19 protein-coding genes and 1 pseudogene are annotated in these 17,055 nt (G+C 73.0%); 9 read left to right on the top strand and 11 right to left on the bottom strand.

Features of this window, described 5'->3' with window-relative positions; genetic code table 11:
* Window positions 1-26: 26 nt before the first annotated feature.
* Window positions 27-530, top strand: a complete 504-nt coding sequence (locus tag IE258_RS36175) for a DUF6153 family protein (protein ID WP_189750071.1) — start codon at window positions 27-29, stop codon at window positions 528-530.
* Between the two features lie 80 nt (window positions 531-610).
* Window positions 611-1,306 (top strand): DUF305 domain-containing protein, encoded by a 696-nt coding sequence (locus tag IE258_RS36170; RefSeq protein ID WP_189750070.1) that lies wholly within the window; start codon window positions 611-613, stop codon window positions 1,304-1,306.
* A 63-nt stretch (window positions 1,307-1,369) separates the two neighbouring features.
* Here IE258_RS36170 and IE258_RS36165 read toward each other — a convergent pair whose 3' ends face one another.
* Window positions 1,370-1,726 (bottom strand): DUF8825 domain-containing protein, encoded by a 357-nt coding sequence (locus tag IE258_RS36165; protein WP_159327474.1) that lies wholly within the window; start codon window positions 1,724-1,726, stop codon window positions 1,370-1,372.
* A 227-nt stretch (window positions 1,727-1,953) separates the two neighbouring features.
* On the opposite strand from IE258_RS36165, the gene IE258_RS36160 reads away from it, so the two are divergent.
* Window positions 1,954-2,187: a DUF2277 domain-containing protein gene (locus IE258_RS36160; protein ID WP_127896886.1), complete on the top strand. Its 234-nt coding sequence runs from the start codon at window positions 1,954-1,956 to the stop codon at window positions 2,185-2,187.
* 73 nt (window positions 2,188-2,260) lie between these two features.
* Here the strand turns inward: IE258_RS36160 and IE258_RS36155 are convergent, their stop codons facing one another.
* The 4 genes from IE258_RS36155 to IE258_RS36140 all read right to left on the bottom strand — a co-directional run bounded on the left by IE258_RS36155 (window position 2,261) and on the right by IE258_RS36140 (window position 6,331).
* Window positions 2,261-2,935 carry a DedA family protein gene (locus IE258_RS36155; protein WP_189750069.1) on the bottom strand — a complete coding sequence of 225 codons (675 nt, stop codon included), beginning with the start codon at window positions 2,933-2,935 and terminating at the stop codon, window positions 2,261-2,263.
* A gap of 121 nt (window positions 2,936-3,056) precedes the next feature.
* Entirely contained in the window at window positions 3,057-3,515 is a 459-nt protein-coding gene (locus tag IE258_RS36150) for a DoxX family protein (RefSeq protein WP_189750068.1), read from the bottom strand.
* A gap of 334 nt (window positions 3,516-3,849) precedes the next feature.
* On the bottom strand, window positions 3,850-5,565 hold the full coding sequence (locus IE258_RS36145; protein ID WP_189750067.1) for an alkaline phosphatase D family protein: 1,716 nt from the start codon (window positions 5,563-5,565) through the stop codon (window positions 3,850-3,852).
* Between the two features lie 121 nt (window positions 5,566-5,686).
* Window positions 5,687-6,331 (bottom strand): HNH endonuclease family protein, encoded by a 645-nt coding sequence (locus tag IE258_RS36140; RefSeq protein ID WP_003976456.1) that lies wholly within the window; start codon window positions 6,329-6,331, stop codon window positions 5,687-5,689.
* A 441-nt stretch (window positions 6,332-6,772) separates the two neighbouring features.
* Between IE258_RS36140 and IE258_RS36135 the strand changes: the two genes are divergently transcribed.
* Window positions 6,773-7,354, top strand: a complete 582-nt coding sequence (locus tag IE258_RS36135; RefSeq protein WP_189750066.1) for a TMEM165/GDT1 family protein — start codon at window positions 6,773-6,775, stop codon at window positions 7,352-7,354.
* 178 nt (window positions 7,355-7,532) lie between these two features.
* Window positions 7,533-8,198 (top strand): HAD-IA family hydrolase, encoded by a 666-nt coding sequence (locus tag IE258_RS36130; protein ID WP_189750065.1) that lies wholly within the window; start codon window positions 7,533-7,535, stop codon window positions 8,196-8,198.
* 27 nt (window positions 8,199-8,225) lie between these two features.
* Here IE258_RS36130 and IE258_RS36125 read toward each other — a convergent pair whose 3' ends face one another.
* Window positions 8,226-9,440 carry a peptidoglycan-binding domain-containing protein gene (locus tag IE258_RS36125; protein ID WP_189750064.1) on the bottom strand — a complete coding sequence of 405 codons (1,215 nt, stop codon included), beginning with the start codon at window positions 9,438-9,440 and terminating at the stop codon, window positions 8,226-8,228.
* 166 nt (window positions 9,441-9,606) lie between these two features.
* Between IE258_RS36125 and IE258_RS36120 the strand changes: the two genes are divergently transcribed.
* The gene (locus IE258_RS36120) at window positions 9,607-11,676 is read left to right on the top strand and encodes an MDR family MFS transporter (protein WP_189750063.1); all 2,070 of its coding nucleotides are present in this window, start codon (window positions 9,607-9,609) and stop codon (window positions 11,674-11,676) included.
* A gap of 107 nt (window positions 11,677-11,783) precedes the next feature.
* Here the strand turns inward: IE258_RS36120 and IE258_RS41495 are convergent.
* Window positions 11,784-11,906: pseudogene (locus tag IE258_RS41495) on the bottom strand (GNAT family N-acetyltransferase); the annotation flags it as partial.
* Between the two features lie 112 nt (window positions 11,907-12,018).
* Here IE258_RS41495 and IE258_RS36115 point away from each other — a divergent pair.
* Window positions 12,019-12,714 carry a hypothetical protein gene (locus IE258_RS36115; RefSeq protein ID WP_159327482.1) on the top strand — a complete coding sequence of 232 codons (696 nt, stop codon included), beginning with the start codon at window positions 12,019-12,021 and terminating at the stop codon, window positions 12,712-12,714.
* A gap of 3 nt (window positions 12,715-12,717) precedes the next feature.
* Window positions 12,718-13,290, top strand: a complete 573-nt coding sequence (locus tag IE258_RS41490) for a hypothetical protein (RefSeq protein WP_229892644.1) — start codon at window positions 12,718-12,720, stop codon at window positions 13,288-13,290.
* Window positions 13,291-13,300: 10 nt separating this feature from the next.
* Here IE258_RS41490 and IE258_RS36105 read toward each other — a convergent pair whose 3' ends face one another.
* Window positions 13,301-13,708, bottom strand: coding sequence for a DnaJ family domain-containing protein (locus IE258_RS36105; RefSeq protein ID WP_189750062.1), 408 nt, complete (start codon window positions 13,706-13,708; stop codon window positions 13,301-13,303).
* Window positions 13,709-13,796: 88 nt separating this feature from the next.
* Between IE258_RS36105 and IE258_RS36100 the strand changes: the two genes are divergently transcribed.
* Window positions 13,797-14,195 (top strand): FHA domain-containing protein, encoded by a 399-nt coding sequence (locus IE258_RS36100; protein WP_161379925.1) that lies wholly within the window; start codon window positions 13,797-13,799, stop codon window positions 14,193-14,195.
* Between the two features lie 15 nt (window positions 14,196-14,210).
* Here IE258_RS36100 and IE258_RS36095 read toward each other — a convergent pair whose 3' ends face one another.
* The 3 genes from IE258_RS36095 to proP form a co-directional block, all read right to left on the bottom strand.
* Window positions 14,211-14,882, bottom strand: a complete 672-nt coding sequence (locus tag IE258_RS36095) for an O-methyltransferase (RefSeq protein ID WP_189750061.1) — start codon at window positions 14,880-14,882, stop codon at window positions 14,211-14,213.
* Window positions 14,879-15,364 (bottom strand): GNAT family N-acetyltransferase, encoded by a 486-nt coding sequence (locus tag IE258_RS36090; RefSeq protein ID WP_189750060.1) that lies wholly within the window; start codon window positions 15,362-15,364, stop codon window positions 14,879-14,881. Before IE258_RS36090 ends, IE258_RS36095 begins: the two co-directional genes overlap by 4 nt.
* A 148-nt stretch (window positions 15,365-15,512) precedes the next feature.
* Window positions 15,513-16,898, bottom strand: a complete 1,386-nt coding sequence (gene proP, locus IE258_RS36085; protein WP_189750059.1) for a glycine betaine/L-proline transporter ProP — start codon at window positions 16,896-16,898, stop codon at window positions 15,513-15,515.
* Window positions 16,899-17,055: the final 157 nt, after the last annotated feature.

The raw sequence follows: 17,055 nt of genomic DNA, 5'->3' as shown, positions 1-17,055 counted from the left end.
GTGCGGTCGTTCCCGGCCTCCCTAGGATGAGGTCCGTGAGCAGCAGCACCGAGCAGCACGTCCCCGGACCGCCCGTGCGGTGGCGGCTGGCCGTGTGCGTGCTCGGACTGCTCGCCGGGCTCTTCGGCATGCACGGGCTGGCGCCCGCCGGCGGCCTCCCGGAGCACTCCGCGGAGCGCCCGCACGCGTCGGCGGCACCGGCGGCCGCGGACGCGCATGCGACGGAGCCGCCGCCGGTGCCGTCCACACCGCCCGCACCGATGGCCGCGCACGCCGACGCGGTGCACACCGGAGAGGCACATGCCGGGTGCCCGCAGGGCGACGGTTCCTGCGGCGGCGGTCATCTCCGGCACGCCGACGCGATGTGCGCGTCCGGCGCGGTGAGTGACGGACCGGTGCTGCCGGCGCCCGTTCCCGACCCCGTCCCCGTCGTCGGGTGCGACGGGACCGTACGCGTGCACGCCGTCGACGCCCCGGACGGGGCGCGGGCACCGCCCTCCCTCGCCGAACTCCAGCTCCTGCGGATCTAGACACCGCCCCCGCACCCGCGCTGCCCGAGCGCCGCGCGGTGCACCGGCATGTCCATCCCCTTCACAGCAGGAGTCCACGCATGAACAGCATCCGTACCCGCACGCGCCGTACCGCCCTGGTGGCCGCGACGGCCACCGCCGCGTTCCTCCTCGCCGCCTGCGGAGGCGGCAGCGGCGACGACGGCGGCAGCGCTCACGAGGGCCCGCACGGCTCCGCGTCCGCGAGCGCCGACGCCGGAAGCACCCTCGGGAACGAGACCGGAGAGAAGGCGCACAACGCCCAGGACGTCGCCTTCGCGCAGGGCATGATCCCGCACCACCGGCAGGCGCTCGAGATGGCGCGGCTGGCCCCGGACCGGTCGGCGTCGGCCGAGGTCGAGGACCTTGCCGCCCGCATCGAGAAGGCGCAGGACCCGGAGATCACCACCATGACCGGCTGGCTGACGGCCTGGGGCGAGGACGTGCCCCAGCCCGCGGCCTCGAACGCCTCGCCGGGGGCGACGGAGCCGATGCTCGGCATGGACCACTCGGGACACTCGGGCATGCCCGGGATGATGGACGGCCAGGACATGGCGGAGCTGGAGAAGGCGTCGGGCCGGGCGTTCGACACGATGTTCCTGGCCATGATGGTCGAGCACCACGAGGGGGCCGTCGAGATGGCCGGGACCGAGCAGGCCGAGGGCCGCTACGCACCGGCACGGGCGCTGGCCGACGACATCGTCACCGCGCAGAACGCCGAGATCACGGAGATGAACAAGCTTCTCGGCAAGCAGTGACCCGGTAGGAGACCAGGCCCTCGGCCGCACTCACGAGTCCCGCCCGGGCGACGCTCACGCTTCTCAGGCGTCCCCGGGCGGTGACTCGGGGAGCGGGGCCTCATGGGTGTGCTTCAGCGCCGACCGGGCGCTCACCTGGTCGGGGCCGGTCGTCTCCGACCAGTAGCGATGGGTGCTGACGAACACGGCCAGCTCGCGCTCGCGGCGGCGGAGCTTCTCGACCTCGGCCTGCTCGTCCGCCGACCAGCCGGGCGAGGCCGGGCGTTCGACCTTCCGCCAGCCGTTGTCGTCGCTGAATCCGTCGAGCGGTTCGACAGACCAGGGAAGTCTCTTCAACAGGGCCGACAGCTCGGCCCGGACCTGATGCAGTTCCTCCTGACCGGCGAGGAGGTCACTGGGGAAATCATAGGTCGTAGCCACATGCCAATGATACGCCTGTTCGATTTTGAGGCGCGCGTTCCCTTCCGTGGTTCACGCGAAAGGGTGGCCCCGCGGCCCCACGGCCCCGCCCGACTGTCAGACCTCTGCCCTACCGTGAAAGACAGGTCGACTTCGAGTGTTTCGAGTGTGTCGACTTCGAGTGTTCGGAGGGCCACTGGAGCCGGTCGAACGACTGGCGGGTGGATCTGGAGAGGGAGACCGACGTCATGTGCCGCAGCATCAAGACCCTGCGTCCGCCGGTGCTGGCCGAGGAGGCCACCGAGGACGAGATCAGGGCCGCCGCCCTTCAGTACGTACGGAAGGTCTCCGGTTTCCGCGCGCCCGCCGCGCACAACCGGGAGGTCTTCGACGACGCCGTCGACGCCGTCGCCAAGGCCACCGCAGAGCTGCTCGCGAGCCTGGAGATACGGGGCGGCGCCGGAGCGCGACGCGCCTCCTGACGCCGGTCGGTGACGCCGGGCGGCACCCTCGCGAGGCTTCCGTCGCCACCGAGGGGCGACGAGGGCGCCGGCGTTACGAGGCTTCCGTCGTCCTGGGCTGCCTGCGCATCAGGTACGCCGCGCCCGCCCCCGCGCCGAACAGCGCCACCAGCGACACCCCCGCCGCCAGCCAGGTCGCGCCCAGCCACTGACCGCCGAAGTAGCCGAGGGCGACGCTGTACGCGGCCCAGGCCAGTCCGGCCAGCGCCGACCAGGGGAGGAACTCGCGGACCCGGCGGTGCGCCGCCCCGGCGACGAGTGAGACGACCGAGCGACCGGCCGGGGCGAACCGGGCCAGGACGACGAGGGCGCCGCCGCCGCGGGCCAGGGCGCCGCCGAGACGTTCCTGCGCGGAGGTCAGCCGCCGGGAACGGGCGATCGCGCGGTCCAGTCGCGCCCCGCCGCGCCAGGCGAGGCGGTACACGGCAAGGTCGCCGGCGACGGAGGCGGTCGCCGCGCAGAGCGTGAGGACGACGATGTCGGGAACGTCCTGCGGAACCCGCCCGGCGGCCGCCGCCCCCGAACCCGCCGCCGCCGCGGTCGCCGCCGTGATCACGAGGACCCCGCTGGGCAGCACCGGCAGGAAGATGTCGAGGAGCACCGAAACGGCCACCAGCGCATAGATCCATGGGCTGCTGACCAGCGACCCGATGCTTCCCAGACCTTCGACCACCACAACTCCCCGATACTCCCCCGTGGGCCGGGCCATGCCGCGAGACGCGGGGACGGCAGGAGCGGCCGATGACAGCCATACAGCGTACGCCCGGGGTGTGACAGAGGGTTCACAGGGGGCTTGTGTGATCGACGCGCGGCGTTCACACGCGGTCGGATCAGGCCGCGACCGGCGTCTGCCGCTCCGGGGTGGACTGCTCCGGCTCCGACGTGCGCCGGGCGAGGAGCCGGTCCAGTCCGAAGGCACCGGAACCGGTGAAGGCGAGCAGCAGGAAGGCCCAGCAGAACATGACGGAAGCCTCGCCGCCGTTCTCCATCGGCCACAGGGCACCCGGCTGGTGCACCTTGAAGTACGCGTAGGCCATGGAGCCGGAGGCGATGACCGCCGCGGCTCGGGTGCCGAGGCCCAGCAGGACGAGGCTGCCGCCGACCAGCTGGATCACGGCCGCGTACCAGCCCGGCCAGGTGCCCGCGTCGATCGTGCCGCCCCCCGCCGCGCCACCGAGGACGCCGAAGAGCGAGGCGGCGCCGTGGCAGGCGAAGAGGAGGCCGACGACCATGCGGAACAGGCCGAGTACGTATGGCTGGGCGGTGGCGCTGTTGAGGCGTCCGGGCATGGGGGAGTGCTCCTTCGGTCGGCCGGCCGGAACGGGCCGGTGGGGGACGGAACCGAGTGGGCGGCCCACGTTAGGTGAGCCTAACGAGTGCTTGCAAGTTCAACATTTAGCCATAGCCTGACGTGCGGTCACCTGCCCGCTACTGCCACCGGGCCAGGTGGGAGCGCTCCCACACTCGCGGCGCGGCCCACCGACGTGACTCAATTCATACCCCGCACCGCCCCTGACCCATGCGGGCCGCACACCGCCGCGGCCCCAAGCGGGCCACACCGTCTCACCCCGTGCGGGCCGTGCCGTCTCAACCCGGGCGGGTCGCCGCGCCTCCCGGGGCCGTCTACGCCAGCTCCCGGTCCGTCACCTTCCGCAGGACGGTCGTCCCGTCACGATGGGCCCGGGCCTGTTCCAGGCGCAGCCGCGCCGACCGCCCCCGCAGGGTCAGCGTCATGATCTGGTTGCCGAACCAGGGCCCGCCCGTTCTGCGCCAGCTCACCGCCGGGGGCGTGCAGCGTCCGTGCCGGGCGATGCGCCGCCCGAGGGCACGCGCGGGGGCGCTCCAGCCGAAGCGGAAGCCGAGGCGGATCGAGAGCGGCACGGAGTTGTGGACGGGGGAGCAGGTCAGCTGGGCCACGCGCGCGTCCGGTGCCCGCCCCGGCCACGACGGCTCGGCCACGTAGGCGTGGTGGACGTCGCCCGACAGCACACTCACGGTCGCGGGCGCTCCAGGCCCGGTACCGGCCTCGGCGATCAGGTCGCCGAGGGCGTCGAAGGACGAGGGGAACGCGGACCAGTGCTCCAGGTCGGCCCCGCGCCGGATCCGCTCCCCGAGCCGCGCCCAGCGCGCGCCCCGTTCACCGCCGCACATCGCGGCGTTCCACGCCTCCACGTCGTGCACCAGGTGGGGCAGCAGCCAGGGCAGCGAGGTGCCGATCAGCAGGTGGTCGTACGCGCCGAGACCGTCGCCGCCGTTCTCGCTCGCGCCCCCGTTCTCGCTCCCGCCCCTGTTGTCGCCCTGGCCCCCGCTCCCGCGGCCCCGCCCGTCGAGGATCTGTTCGCGCAGCCACGCGGCCTCGGCCGGGTCGAGCATCGTGCGGCGGTCCTCCTCCAGGACGCGGGCCGCGCGGGAGTCGACCATCAGCAGCCGTATGCGCCCGAAGTCGCGCCGGTAGCTCCAGCGGACGGAGGCCGGATCGGCGTCGGCGCGGGCGGCGAAGTCCCGCAGGGCGTCGGTGCCGTCGGGTGCCTCGCGGACGGCCGTGTAGAGCGGGTCGGCGGCCAGTTCGTCCGGGGACAGGTTGCCCAGCTGCTGGTACACCCAGTACGACATCAATCCGCTCAGCAGCCGCTGCTGCCACCAGTCGGTGGCCCGCATGTCGGCGAGCCAGGCTGCGGAGGTGTTCCAGTCGTCGATGACGTCGTGGTCGTCGAAGATCATGCAGCTGGGGACGGTGGACAGCAGCCAGCGCACCTCGGGGTCGAGCCAGGACTCGTAGTAGAGGCGGGTGTACTCCTCGTAGTCTGCGACCTGGTCGCCGGGACCCGCGTCCAAGTCCCGCCGGCCGGCGATCCACTGGCGCGTGGCGTCGGAGATCTCGTCGGCGTACACCTGGTCGCCGAGCAGCAGCAGCACGTCGGGGCGGGCACCGTCGGGGTCGGCCGCGACGCGGGCTGAGAGGGTGTCCAGGGCGTCGGGACCCACGCGGTCCTTGCCGCCGGCGGGCGGCGCCGCCCAGCGGCAGGAGCCGAAGGCGACGCGCATGCCGTCGTCGTCCGTGGGAGTGGCGATCACCGAGGGCGGGAAGCGGGAGTCGGGCGGCGGCCACACACCGGTCCCGTCGAGGAGCACCTCGTACTCCGTCGCCGTGCCGGGCGTCAGGCCGTCGACCTGGACCAGGGCGTAGTGGTGGCCCGCGATCAGGAAGCTGCGGGCCGTGCCCCGGGCGCCGTCGGCGCAGCGCACCTCGGCCGTGCAGGGGCCGTCCGTCTCGACCCAGACGGTCGCGCGGGAACCGTCGGTGTACCTCAGCAGTGGTCCCAGGCGCAGTTCCGTCACGATGATCCTCTCCTCCGTCGCCCCGTACGGTACGGAACGACGGAGGCCGGCGGGGAGGTTCCGCGCCGAACTGACGGCGGAACGGGCGGCGGAACGGACGGCGGCCGGACGCCGACGGGCGTCAGCAGTTCGCGAGATAGCCCTGCAGGGCGGACTTCTCCGCCGAGTCGACCGAGAGGTCGTAGTAGTACTTCACCTGCACCCAGGCGCGCACGTACGTGCAGCGGTAGGCGCTGCGCGAGGGCATCCAGGTGGCCGGGTCCTGGTCGCCCTTGGACTGGTTGACGTTGTCGGTGACCGCGAGGAGCTGGGGCCGGGTCAGGTCGTTGGCGAAGGACTGCCGGCGCGAGGTGGTCCAGGAGTCGGCGCCGGAGTCCCATGCCTCGGCGAGCGGCACCAGGTGGTCGATGTCGACGTCGGAGGAGGCGGACCAGGTGGCGCCGTCGTAGGGGGAGTACCAACTGCCGCTGGTGGCGGCGCAGGAGGAGTCGGTGACGACGTTCGTGCCGTCGCGCTTGAGGATCGTCTCGCGGGTGTTGCAGGTGCCGGACTGGGTGATCCAGTGCGGGAAGAGGTCGCGGTCGTAGCCGGTGCGGTCCTCGGTGGCCACCGTGAGGGAGGCGAGGTAGGTGCGGGCGGTGGCGGCGCTGACCGGGGTGGGGAGGGCGGCGGAGGCGGCCGGGCCGTTGAGGAGCCCGGCGGAGGCTATGAGCCCGGTGAACGCGGCGAGGAAACCGAGCCGTCGACGCGCGTAGAACTTCGGCATGCGAACTCCCTGTGAGTGTGGGGGCGTTGGGACGCGGGCAGGGGAATGCTCGCGACGCCGCATGGCGCACGGGTGTGCGGTCGGTTAGAAGTTAGTGACGTGTGCATGGCACGTCTAGAAGCGCGGCGAGACTCGTGACGGAGACGGGCCGGGACTTTCGGCCCTCGGCCCCGCCCGGGGGGTCGCGTACTATGGACGGCGCAGAAGGGGAGTAGCTCTTCGCCGGACCGTCGACATACTGCTCAGCTCGTCTGAGCCGGCGCCCGGAGGCAGGCCTCGTGAGCGGGGCAGGCCAGCGAGACCTTCGGCAAGCAGTGCACGCCCGTGCCGTACGGCAGGGGTGGATCCGTGTGCTGCCGTGCCGAGGTGTCGCGCGTCGCGGGGATCGAAATCCGCACCATCAGCACTCTCGGCGGGGTGGCCCCGACCGATTGAGGAACCTTGATCAGCCTGACCGTGACGGCGCTCGTCTTCGGTGTCGTCTTCCTCGCCGAACTGCCGGACAAGACCGCACTCGCCGGCCTCGTCCTCGGCACCCGCTACCGGGCCTCGTACGTCTTCGCGGGCGTGGCCGCCGCCTTCCTGGTGCACGTCGTGCTCGCCGTCGCGGCGGGCAGCGTGCTGACCCTGCTGCCGCAGCAGCTCGTGCACGCGATCACCGGTGTGCTGTTCCTCGGCGGTGCCGCCGTGCTGCTGATGAAGAAGGACGACGAGGACGAGGAGGTCCGCAAGCCGCAGGACCAGTCCTTCTGGAAGGTCGCCGGGGCGGGGTTCATGCTCATCCTGGTCGCCGAGTTCGGCGACCTGACGCAGATCATGACGGCCAACCTCGCGGCCCGCTACGACGACCCGCTCTCCGTCGGCCTCGGTGCGGTGCTCGCGCTGTGGGCGGTGGCCGGGCTCGGCATCGTCGGTGGAAAGGCCCTGATGAAGCGGGTGCCGCTGGGGCTGATCACGAAGATCGCGGCGGTGCTCATGCTGGGCCTCGGCGTGTGGAGCCTGTGGGAGGCGATCGCCGGCTGAGCGTCGGCCGCCGGTCCCCGGCCGGGTCCCGGCCGGTTGTGACGGGGCCGGTGGCGTGCGCCGGTGGCGCGAACCCCGGTCTGTTTTGTACCGTGGGTGAACAAAGTGGCTCCCGTCCGTTCTCCCTGACCGGCGGGCGGGGCCGCCTTGTTTCCGCCCCGCGCCTTGGAGTCTGCCGATGACGGCCACCGCAAGCACCGTTCTGCCCGCCCGTGCCCTGCTGCTCGACATGGACGGCACCCTCGTCAACTCGGACGCCGCCGTCGAGCGCGTCTGGCGGCGCTGGGCCGACCGGCACGGGCTGGACGGCGACGAGGTCATGAAGGTCGTCCACGGACGGCAGGGCTACGCCTCGATGGCGCTGCTGCTGCCGGACCGGCCCATGGAGCAGAACTACGCCGACAACGCCCGCATGCTCGCCGAGGAGACCGCCGACACCGAGGGCGTCGTCGTGATTCCCGGCGCGCCGGACTTCCTCGCCTCGCTGCGCGGCCTGCCGCACGCCCTGGTGACCTCGGCCGACGTGGCCCTGTCCACCGCGCGGATGGCCGCCGCCGGGCTCGTCCAGCCGGACGTCCGGATCACCGCCGAGTCGGTCGGCGCGAGCAAGCCCGACCCGGAGGGCTTCCTCAAGGGCGCCGCCGAGCTGGGCATCGACCCCGCCGACTGCATCGCCTTCGAGGACTCCGGCGCCGGCATCGCGGCCGCGCGCGCCGCCGGGATGCGGGTCGTGGGGGTCGGACCGCGCGCCGGGTTCCACGGGCCGGACGTGGTCGTCGAGGACCTGACACAGGTCCGGGTCGAGGCCGCCCCGGACGGCGGCCTGCGCCTGCACATCGGCTGACGCCGCCTGCCCGGGGGCCCGCCGCCGCTACGGCTCCCGGGTCTCCGACTCCAGCCTGCGGCGGGTTTCGGGGCCGTAGACGCCGACTCCGTCGGAGTAGATGCCGCGATACCACTGGTAGTGCCGGACCGCGTCCTCGACCTGACGGTTGTAGTTGCCGTTGAAGTCGCCCCGGTAGAACTCCTTCTCGGCCAGGCGCTGCTGCAGTTCGACGACCTCCGGGCCCTGGTCGCCGCGGCGCAGCGTGGGGCCGCCGCCGGGATCGCCGTCGTCCTCCTCGGACTCCTGCGGAGCCTCCTCGGCCGGCGCGCTCGTGCTCTGCGTCGGCTCGGCCGACCGGGACGGAGTGGGCGAGGCGCTCGACGCCGACGGGGACGGCGACGCCGAAGCGCTCGGTTCGGCCGAAGGGGACGCGGACTCGGACGGGGAAGCGGACGCGGAGGGCGTCGGCGAGGCGGCGGTCGTGCTCGGTCCGGCGCTCGGCGGGGCCTCGCTGGTCGACGGGTCCGGCACGCTCGCCCGGACCTCGTCCGGCAGCGCCCCGTCCCGCGACGGGGTGTCGTACGAGAACAGCCCGCTCGCGAATCCCGCCGCGCCGACCACCACCACGACCGCCCCGGCCGCACTCAGCAGGACGCCCTTGCGGCGCCTCCGCGGCGGCCGTCCCCCGCCGTCCGCACTCTCCGCCCCCGGGCCCACCCGCGGGAGGGGAGCGGTGGCGGACGCGTCGAACAGGCGCAGGTCGTGTGCGCTGGGCGAGCCGGTCGAGGGGGCGAGGGGCGTCGGCAGCGCGGAGGTCGCTTCCGCGTCCCCGGCGGGCGAACCGGCACCGGCACCGACTGCCGCACCCGCACCCGTACCGGCTGCCGCTCCCGTACCGGCCCCGGCGTCGACGGCGCGCAGCGTCATGGTGGCGTCCGGGTCGGAATCGGACGCGGGTGCGGCGCTGGGCTCACCGGAAGAGCCGGACGGGCCGGAGGCGTCGGGTGCATCGGACGGGCCGGACGCGTCGGGTGTGTCCGAGGGCTTCCCGGCCCCGTCCAGCTCGACGTACGGCCGTATGCGCAGCGGGTCGAAGTCCTCCGCCGCTGCCGCCTGGGCCGTGCGGGCGTCGCGCAGGGCGTCGGACGCCCTGGTTCCGCAGGCGCAGGACGGTGTGTTGTCCGCCGCCCTGGGTGTGCCGCACTCCGGGCAGGCGGCCCCCGCCGACCGGTCCTGCGACGGCTCCTTCTGCTGATCCACGCGTTCGTCCCTCCCCTCGCGACTCCCCTCGCGAACTCCAGAGATTATGCAGATCTTCTCCATACTTCGGCGCACACGCCCCCGGAATACCGGCTTCCTGGAGGACTGAAACGGTCATAACTGGTCACACCGACCTGGATGGACCGTGACACCTGTGGAGGTCGGGATGGCCGGAGACGTGCGCGAGGCGACGGAGTCGGAGCCGGACCCGGCGCGGTCCGCGCCACCGGGGGAGCGGGAACAGGTCGCCGGCGGCGTACTCGTCTCCATCGGGGCCCTGCTCCTCGGGATGCTGCTCGCCGCACTCGACCAGACCATCGTGTCGACGGCGCTGCCGACCATCGTCAGCGATCTCGGCGGACTCGAGCACCTGTCCTGGGTGGTCACCGCGTACCTCCTGGCGGCCACCGCCGCGACCCCGCTGTGGGGAAAGCTCGGCGACCAGTACGGACGCAAGAGGCTGTTCCAGCTGGCGATCGTGATCTTCCTGGTCGGCTCCGCGCTGTGCGGCACAGCGCAGGGCATGGGCCAGCTGATCGCCTTCCGCGCCCTGCAGGGCCTGGGCGGAGGCGGTCTGATGGTGCTGTCGATGGCGATCGTCGGCGACCTGGTGCCACCCCGTGAACGAGGCCGCTACCAGGGCCTGTTCGGCGCCGTCTTCGGCGCGACCAGCGTGCTCGGCCCACTGCTCGGCGGGGTCTTCACCGAGCACCTCAGCTGGCGCTGGGTCTTCTACATCAACCTCCCCATCGGCGTCGTCGCGCTCGCGGTGATCGCGGCGGTCCTGCACATCCCGCGCCGGGCCACCCGGCACGTCATCGACTACCTCGGCACCCTCCTCATCGCCTCCGTCGCCACCTGCCTGGTCCTGGTGGCCTCGCTCGGCGGCACGACCTGGGCCTGGGGCTCCCCGCAGATCATCGGCCTCGCGGTGCTCGCGGTCGTCCTGGCCGTACTCTTCGTGGCCGTGGAACGCAGGGCGGCCGAGCCCGTCCTGCCGCTGAAGCTCTTCCGCGTCCGCACCTTCACGCTCTCCGCGGTCATCAGCTTCGTCATCGGCTTCGCGATGTTCGGCGCGATGACGTACCTGCCGACGTTCTTGCAGGTCGTACGGGGTGTCACGCCCACCATGTCCGGCGTGCACATGCTGCCGATGGTGTTCGGCCTGCTGCTGTCGTCGACCGTCTCCGGGCAGATCGTCAGCCGCACCGGCCGCTGGAAGGTCTTCCCCGTCGCGGGCACCGCCGTGACCACCCTCGGACTGCTCCTGCTGCACCAGCTCGACGAGAACAGCGCCACCGCCGAGATGAGCGCCTACTTCTTCGTCTTCGGCCTGGGCCTCGGTCTGGTGATGCAGGTCCTCGTCCTCATCGTGCAGAACGCCGTCGCCTACGAGGACCTGGGCGTAGCCACCTCCGGCGCGACCTTCTTCCGGTCCATCGGCGCGTCCTTCGGCGTGGCCATCTTCGGCACGATCTTCGCGAGCCGCCTCGGCGACCAGCTCACCGACGCCTTCCGGGGCGCCGCCCTGCCGCCCGGCGTCTCCGTGGACACCCTCAAGGCCGACCCGCGCGGCATCGGCGCCCTGCCGCCCGCGCTGCGCCCCGAGGCGATCCACGCCTACGCCTCCTCCATCACCGACGTCTTCCTGTACGCCACCCCCGTCGCCCTCCTCGCCTTCCTCCTGGCCTGGTTCCTGAAGGAGGACCGGCTGCGCGGCTCGGTCACCGCGCCGGACGCCACCGAGACCCTCGCCAGCAACCCGGTGGAACGCTCCTCGCACGACGAGGTGTGCCGCGCCCTGTCGGTCCTCGGCACCCGGGAGGGCCGCCGGGAGATCTACCGCCGGATCACCGCACGGGCGGGCTACGACCTGCTGCCCGCGTCGAGCTGGATGCTGCTGCGGGTCAGGAAGTACGGCCGCGTCGAGCCCGCCCAGCTGGCGGAGCGCAGCCCGGTCCCGCTGGCCACCGTGATGGCGGCGGCCCGGCAGGTGGAGGAGCGGCACCTCGCCGTCCGCGAGGGCCCCGACCTGGTCCTCACCCCACGCGGCCGCGAGGTCGCCGAACGGCTGGCGCTGGCCCGCGAGGACTCCCTCGCCGAACTGCTCGGCGACTGGTGGGGCCCGGACCGCCCGACCGACCTGGTGCGGCTGGTGCGGGAGCTGACCGGCGAACTGTGCGGCTCGGAGCGGGAGCGCCCGCACGGGACGCGTACGCCCGCACGGGCGGGCTGAGCACCTCCGACGCCCCCTTCTCCAAGCCCTGTCAGGGCTCCTGGTCCAGCGGCTTGTGGAACCAGTGCTCGGCGTACGGGCTGTCGTTGTGGGCCTCGGTCTCGGTACGTGTAGTACGCGCGCCAGAGGGCGGCGGCGACGGGGGAGTCGTACGGTTCCGGGGCGACGGTCCAGGTCATGACGGGCATGGTCGGCAGGGACCGGTGAGCCGGGCAGGCGTATTTTCCCACCGATGCTCCCTCGGCGCACGCCGTGCGCCGTTTGAGCGCGGACTCCGGGGCAACCCGAACGGCGAACCGGCCCGCTCGGAGAGCCGGCAGGCCGAAAACCCGGAAGGCACTCATGTCCACAGGCGTGATCATCGCTCTGATCGTGATCGTGGCGGTCGTGCTCGTCGTCGCGGCCGTCCTTGCCCTGCGCGCACGGGGTCCCCAGCACGGCGGGAGCCTGAAGCGGCGCTTCGGGCCCGAGTACGACCTGGCCGTGGCCCGGCACGACGGCGACACCAAGGCCGCGGAACGGGAACTGGCCGAACGGGTGCGGCGGCACGGGTCGTTGCACACCCGGCCCCTGGAGCCCGCCGAGCGCGAGCGCTTCGAGGCGCGCTGGGCCGCGGCCCAGGAGCGCTTCGTCGACTCCCCGCGCGAGGCGGTCGGCGAGGCGGACCGGCTGCTCGCGGAACTCGCCGCCGCGCGGGGCTTCCCGGACGGCGGACAGTACGAGGAGCAGCTCACGGCGTTGTCCGTGCACCACGCCCACCATGTCGAGGGGTACCGCCGCGTGCACCGCGTGACGCACACGCGCGCGGACGACGCACAGGGCGGCGGCGCGGGCACGGAGGAGATGCGCGCGTCCATGGTCGAGGCCCGCGCGCTGTTCGAGGCGCTGGTACGCCCGGACCGCCACGACGCCGGGCGGCGGCGGACCGGCACGGAGGCCGGCGAACCTCTTCCCGCCGCCCCTGCCGCCCCCGCCGCCCACGCGCCCCGCACGACCCACGCGTGGTCGCTCGGCAAGCGCCGGCCGAAGGAGAGCTGAGGCATGCCCGACACGACAGGCCGACGCGGAACCACCGCCGGACCCGACATCACAGGCGAACACCGATCCACCGGCGGACCCGACATCACAGGGGAGCCCGGCACCACCGCCGGACCCGACATCACGGGTGAGCCCGGCACCACCGCCGGGGCGGGCACCCCGGACCGACCGGAGACCAGGGCCGAGCCCGGCATCACCGCCGGCGCAGGCGCCCCGGACCGACCGGGGACCACGCCCGAGCCCGGGGCCGCCGCCGAAGCGCCCTCGGCGGTCACGCCCGCCGGGGTCGCCGGGCCGCTCCTCGCGGCCGGTGAGTCCGACCGGCTCGGCCGGCGGTTGCACCAGGCGGTGACCGGGTTCGTCGACGCGCCGCGTGCCTCCGTCGAGGAGGCCGACCGTGTCCTGGAGGAGATCTCCGCCCGCTTCACGGACGTCGTGGCCCACCGCCGCCGCACCCTGCGCAGCTCCTGGCAGGAGGCCGGGCCGGACGGCGGCGCGCCGAGCACGGACACCGAACAACTCCGCCTGGCCCTGCGGGACTACCGCGAACTGGCGGACCGCCTGATGCGCCTGTGAGCCACGGGCGTCACCGCTCCGCCCGGCCCTCCCGCCACTGCCGTACGACCTCTTCGACGTCGTAGGGCTTCAGACCCAGCGGGGGGCCGGGCGGCGGCTTGAACATGACGTCGCGGATCTTGACGTTGATCTCCTCGACGATGCGGCGGACCACCCGCTCCGATGGGGCCTTCGCCGCCGCCTCCAGGGCGTCCTCCGCCTCCTTGCGCAGGGCCAGCGTGGGCGGCAGTACGGAGAAGCCCTCGCGGGCCATCTTCCGCTTGACCCACCACAGTTCGTCGTAGGTGCTGTCCATCTCGCCGGGCAGGGGCTTGCCCGCGCCGGGCAGCTCGGCGAACTCGCCGCGTGCGTCCGCGTCTCGAATCTGTTTGTCGACCCAGGACTCGAAGTCGACGCCGGGTGGCTTTCGCTCGGTCATGACCCCATTGTGCCGGACGCCGGACATCCTTCCCCGGGCCGATCTATCATGCGGCGGCGACCAGCGGACTGACCTCGAAGGAGCGCACGTGCTCGAACTCACCATGGCCGCCGTCACCGCGGCGGACGCGGGCGCCACGGCCGGCATGCAGATGGCCGACGCGCCCAGCGACCCCGACGCGGTGCTGCGGGTGGGCAGGGACAGGTCCGTGTGCCGGCTGTCGACCCCGGACGACTGGCTGTTCGTCTCCCGCGTCCACCTGGAGTTCCGCTGCGGCCCGGACGGCACCTGGCGGCTGACCTGGCTCCGCGGCTCGCAGCCGGAGCCCTCCTGCGAGGTCCGGCTGACGGTCGGCGGACACGCGCAGGCGCAGCCCATGACGTACGGCGGCACCGTGCCGCTGCCCAGGGGCGGCAGCGGCGAAGTGGTGGTCCAGGACCTCGCCGAGCCGCGCAGCGTCAACGTCGGCTTCTACCACGAGGTGTAGGACCGGGGCCCGCGATCAGGGCAGTACGCGCGCCAGTGCGAACCCGTCGTACCCCTTGCTGCCGACCGTCTGGACCGCGGTGCCGCTGAGGCGGGGATGGCTGCCGATCAGCTCGATGGCGGCGCGGGTGCCGCGCACGTCGTCGGCCGGGTCGTCGGCGTCGGCCACGCGGCCGCCGCGGACCACGTTGTCGATGACGATCAGGCTGCCGGTGCTGGTGAGTCTCAGGGCCCACTCGAGGTAGTGCGGGTTGTTGCCCTTGTCGGCGTCGATGAAGACCAGGTCGAAGGGGGCCGGGTTCTCGTCGGCGAGCTTCGGCAGGGACTCCAGGGCGGGGCCCAGGCGTACGTCGACGAGGGCGTCGAGGCCGGCGCGGGCGATGTTGCGGGTGGCGACCTCCGCGTGCCGGGCGTTGTACTCCAGGGTGACCAGACGGCCGTCGGCGGGCAGGGCGCGGGCCAGCCAGATGGTGCTGTAGCCGCCGAGGGTGCCGATCTCCAGGATGGAGCGGGCACCCTGGATCCGGGCGAGGAGCTGAAGCAGTTTGCCCTGGTTGGCGGTGACGTTCACCGGCGGCAGCCCGGCGGCGTCGCTCTCCCTGCGGGCGGCCGCCAGGGCCTCGTCCTCGGGTGCGAGGTGGCTGACGAAGTAGCCGTCGACCTCGTCCCAGAGCCGTGACTCGCTCATGCGGGGCCTCCCGCGGGCACGGCGCGGCGGAAGAGCTGGCGGGAGCCGCCCTCGGGGCCGGGTGCGGCCGCTTCGGCGGGGGTGAAGCCGAGGCGCTCGTAGAAGGCGCGCGCGCCGCTCTCGCGAGCACCGGGATGGTCGGCTCCGAACGTGACCACTTCGACGTCGGCCGGTCCCCGTACCCACCTGCGCATCGCGTCCCCCATCAGCCCACGGCCGACGCCGCCCGCACGGGCCTGCCGGGACACGACCAGCCAGTGGATGTGGTGGACCGACGCGTCCGAACCGAACAGCAGCCCACCGAGCAGGTCCGGGCCCGGGGCCGAGGAGACGGCGACGAGTGCCGCGTTCCGGCGGATGTGGTCGCGCACCGCGTCATGGAACCCGGCGTCCTCGACCATCGGGCCGAACCAGTGCTCCACCTGGGCCGCCAGGCCCAGGAAGCCGGGAAAGTCTCGCTCTTCCGCAAGTCTGACCATCATCCCGGCAGTCTCGCAGAGCAGACCGCGGCCCGCAGGCCGCAAACTGCGGACCACAGGCCACGGGCCGCGTGCCGCAGGCCACGGGCCACAGACTGCGTGCCACGCGTGCCGCAGGCCGCGTGCCACAGACCGCGGACCGCGGTGTGCGCTAGCGCCCCTCCACCGCCGGTGCCGAGCCCGGCAGCGGGCGTCCCGCGGACTCGGTCATGAACCACACCGCCACGCCGCCAACCACGGCCGCGGCCATCATGTAGTACGCGGGCATCATCATGTCGCCCGTCGCCCCGATCAGCGCCGTCACCACCAGCGGCGTCGTCCCGCCGAACAGGGACACCGAGACGTTGAAGCCGATCGACAGCGAGCCGTACCGCACCCGCGTCGGGAACAGCGCCGGCAGCGCGGACGGCATCGAGGCCGTGAAGCAGACCAGCAGCATGCCCAGCGCGCCCATGCCGAGGGCCACCGCGAGCAGGCTGCCCTCGCGGATCAGCAGCAGCGCCGGGACGGACAGCAGCAGGAAGCCGGCGCAGCCCGCCGCGATCACCGGCCGCCGCCCGACCCGGTCGGTCAGGGCGCCCGCGAACGGCTGGACGACCATCATCAGCGCCATCACGCCCAGCACCACGAGCAGCCCGTGCGTCTCGTCGTACTCCAGCTCGCTGGTCAGATAGCTCGGCATGTACGACAGCAGCATGTAGTCCGTGACGTTGAAGACCAGCACCAGGCCGACGCAGAGCAGCAGCGCCCGCCACTGACCGGTGACCATCTCGCGCAGCGGCACCTTGGGCCGTGCCGTCTCCGCCTTCGCCACCTCGGCCGCGAACGCCGGGGTCTCCTCGAGACGCATCCGCAGGTACAGGCCGACGATGCCCATCGGGCCCGCGATCAGGAACGGGATGCGCCAGCCCCAGGACATCAGGTCGCCGTCCGACAGCAGCGCCGTCATCAGGGTCACCAGGCCGGCGCCGCCGATGTACCCGGCGAGCGTGCCGAACTCCAGCCAGCTGCCGAGGAAGCCGCGCCGCTTGTCCGGCGCGTACTCGGCGATGAAGGTGGACGCGCCCGCGTACTCACCGCCGGTGGAGAAGCCCTGCACCAGCCGCGCGGCCAGCAGCAGCACCGGCGCCCAGACGCCGATCGTCGCGTACGACGGGATCAGCCCGATGGCGAACGTGCCCGCCGCCATCATGATCATCGTCACGGCGAGCACCTTCTGCCGTCCGACCCGGTCGCCGAGCGGACCGAAGACCATGCCGCCCAGCGGCCGGACCAGGAACGCCGCCGCGAAGGCACCGAAGGTGGAGAGCAGCTGCGCGGTGGGGTTGCCGGACGGGAAGAAGACCTTGCCCAGCGTCACGGCGATGTAGCTGTAGACGCCGAAGTCGAACCACTCCATCGCGTTGCCCAGTGCCGCCGCCTTGACGGCGCGCCGCACGAGCGCTGGATCGGTGGCGGTGGGCGCGCCGGCGGCACGCGGGACGGGAGCGGGGGGCGTACGGGACGGAGGAGCAGCGGCGACGGGGGCGGCCGACAAAACTACGCTCGCCTACTTTCGACGGGGACAGGGACGGGGGGCGGAGTGCGCCACGACCCGCACGGCGGCGCTGTCGCCGGGCCGGAAAGCGCCCGCGGCACTCGGCCACGGGCAGAAAAGCGACCATAGGCGCTGATGCGCCGCTTACGCCCGGTAT

The sequence above is a fragment of the Streptomyces tendae genome, assembly GCF_014650435.1.
GTDB lineage: Bacteria > Actinomycetota > Actinomycetes > Streptomycetales > Streptomycetaceae > Streptomyces > Streptomyces tendae.
This window is presented reverse-complemented; position numbering and strand designations above follow the sequence as displayed.

Excerpts from the sequence above, each read along its gene's own strand:
- IE258_RS36175 (WP_189750071.1), top strand. The coding sequence starts at position 27 with ATGAGGTCCGTGAGCAGCAGCACCGAGCAGCACGTCCCCGGACCGCCC.
- IE258_RS36170 (WP_189750070.1), top strand. The coding sequence starts at position 611 with ATGAACAGCATCCGTACCCGCACGCGCCGTACCGCCCTGGTGGCCGCG.
- IE258_RS36160 (WP_127896886.1), top strand. The coding sequence starts at position 1,954 with ATGTGCCGCAGCATCAAGACCCTGCGTCCGCCGGTGCTGGCCGAGGAG.
- IE258_RS36155 (WP_189750069.1), bottom strand. The coding sequence starts at position 2,935 with ATGGCCCGGCCCACGGGGGAGTATCGGGGAGTTGTGGTGGTCGAAGGT.
- IE258_RS36150 (WP_189750068.1), bottom strand. The coding sequence starts at position 3,515 with ATGCCCGGACGCCTCAACAGCGCCACCGCCCAGCCATACGTACTCGGC.
- IE258_RS36140 (WP_003976456.1), bottom strand. The coding sequence starts at position 6,331 with ATGCCGAAGTTCTACGCGCGTCGACGGCTCGGTTTCCTCGCCGCGTTC.
- IE258_RS36130 (WP_189750065.1), top strand. The coding sequence starts at position 7,533 with ATGACGGCCACCGCAAGCACCGTTCTGCCCGCCCGTGCCCTGCTGCTC.
- IE258_RS36120 (WP_189750063.1), top strand. The coding sequence starts at position 9,607 with ATGGCCGGAGACGTGCGCGAGGCGACGGAGTCGGAGCCGGACCCGGCG.
- IE258_RS36115 (WP_159327482.1), top strand. The coding sequence starts at position 12,019 with ATGTCCACAGGCGTGATCATCGCTCTGATCGTGATCGTGGCGGTCGTG.
- IE258_RS41490 (WP_229892644.1), top strand. The coding sequence starts at position 12,718 with ATGCCCGACACGACAGGCCGACGCGGAACCACCGCCGGACCCGACATC.
- IE258_RS36105 (WP_189750062.1), bottom strand. The coding sequence starts at position 13,708 with ATGACCGAGCGAAAGCCACCCGGCGTCGACTTCGAGTCCTGGGTCGAC.
- IE258_RS36095 (WP_189750061.1), bottom strand. The coding sequence starts at position 14,882 with ATGAGCGAGTCACGGCTCTGGGACGAGGTCGACGGCTACTTCGTCAGC.
- IE258_RS36090 (WP_189750060.1), bottom strand. The coding sequence starts at position 15,364 with ATGATGGTCAGACTTGCGGAAGAGCGAGACTTTCCCGGCTTCCTGGGC.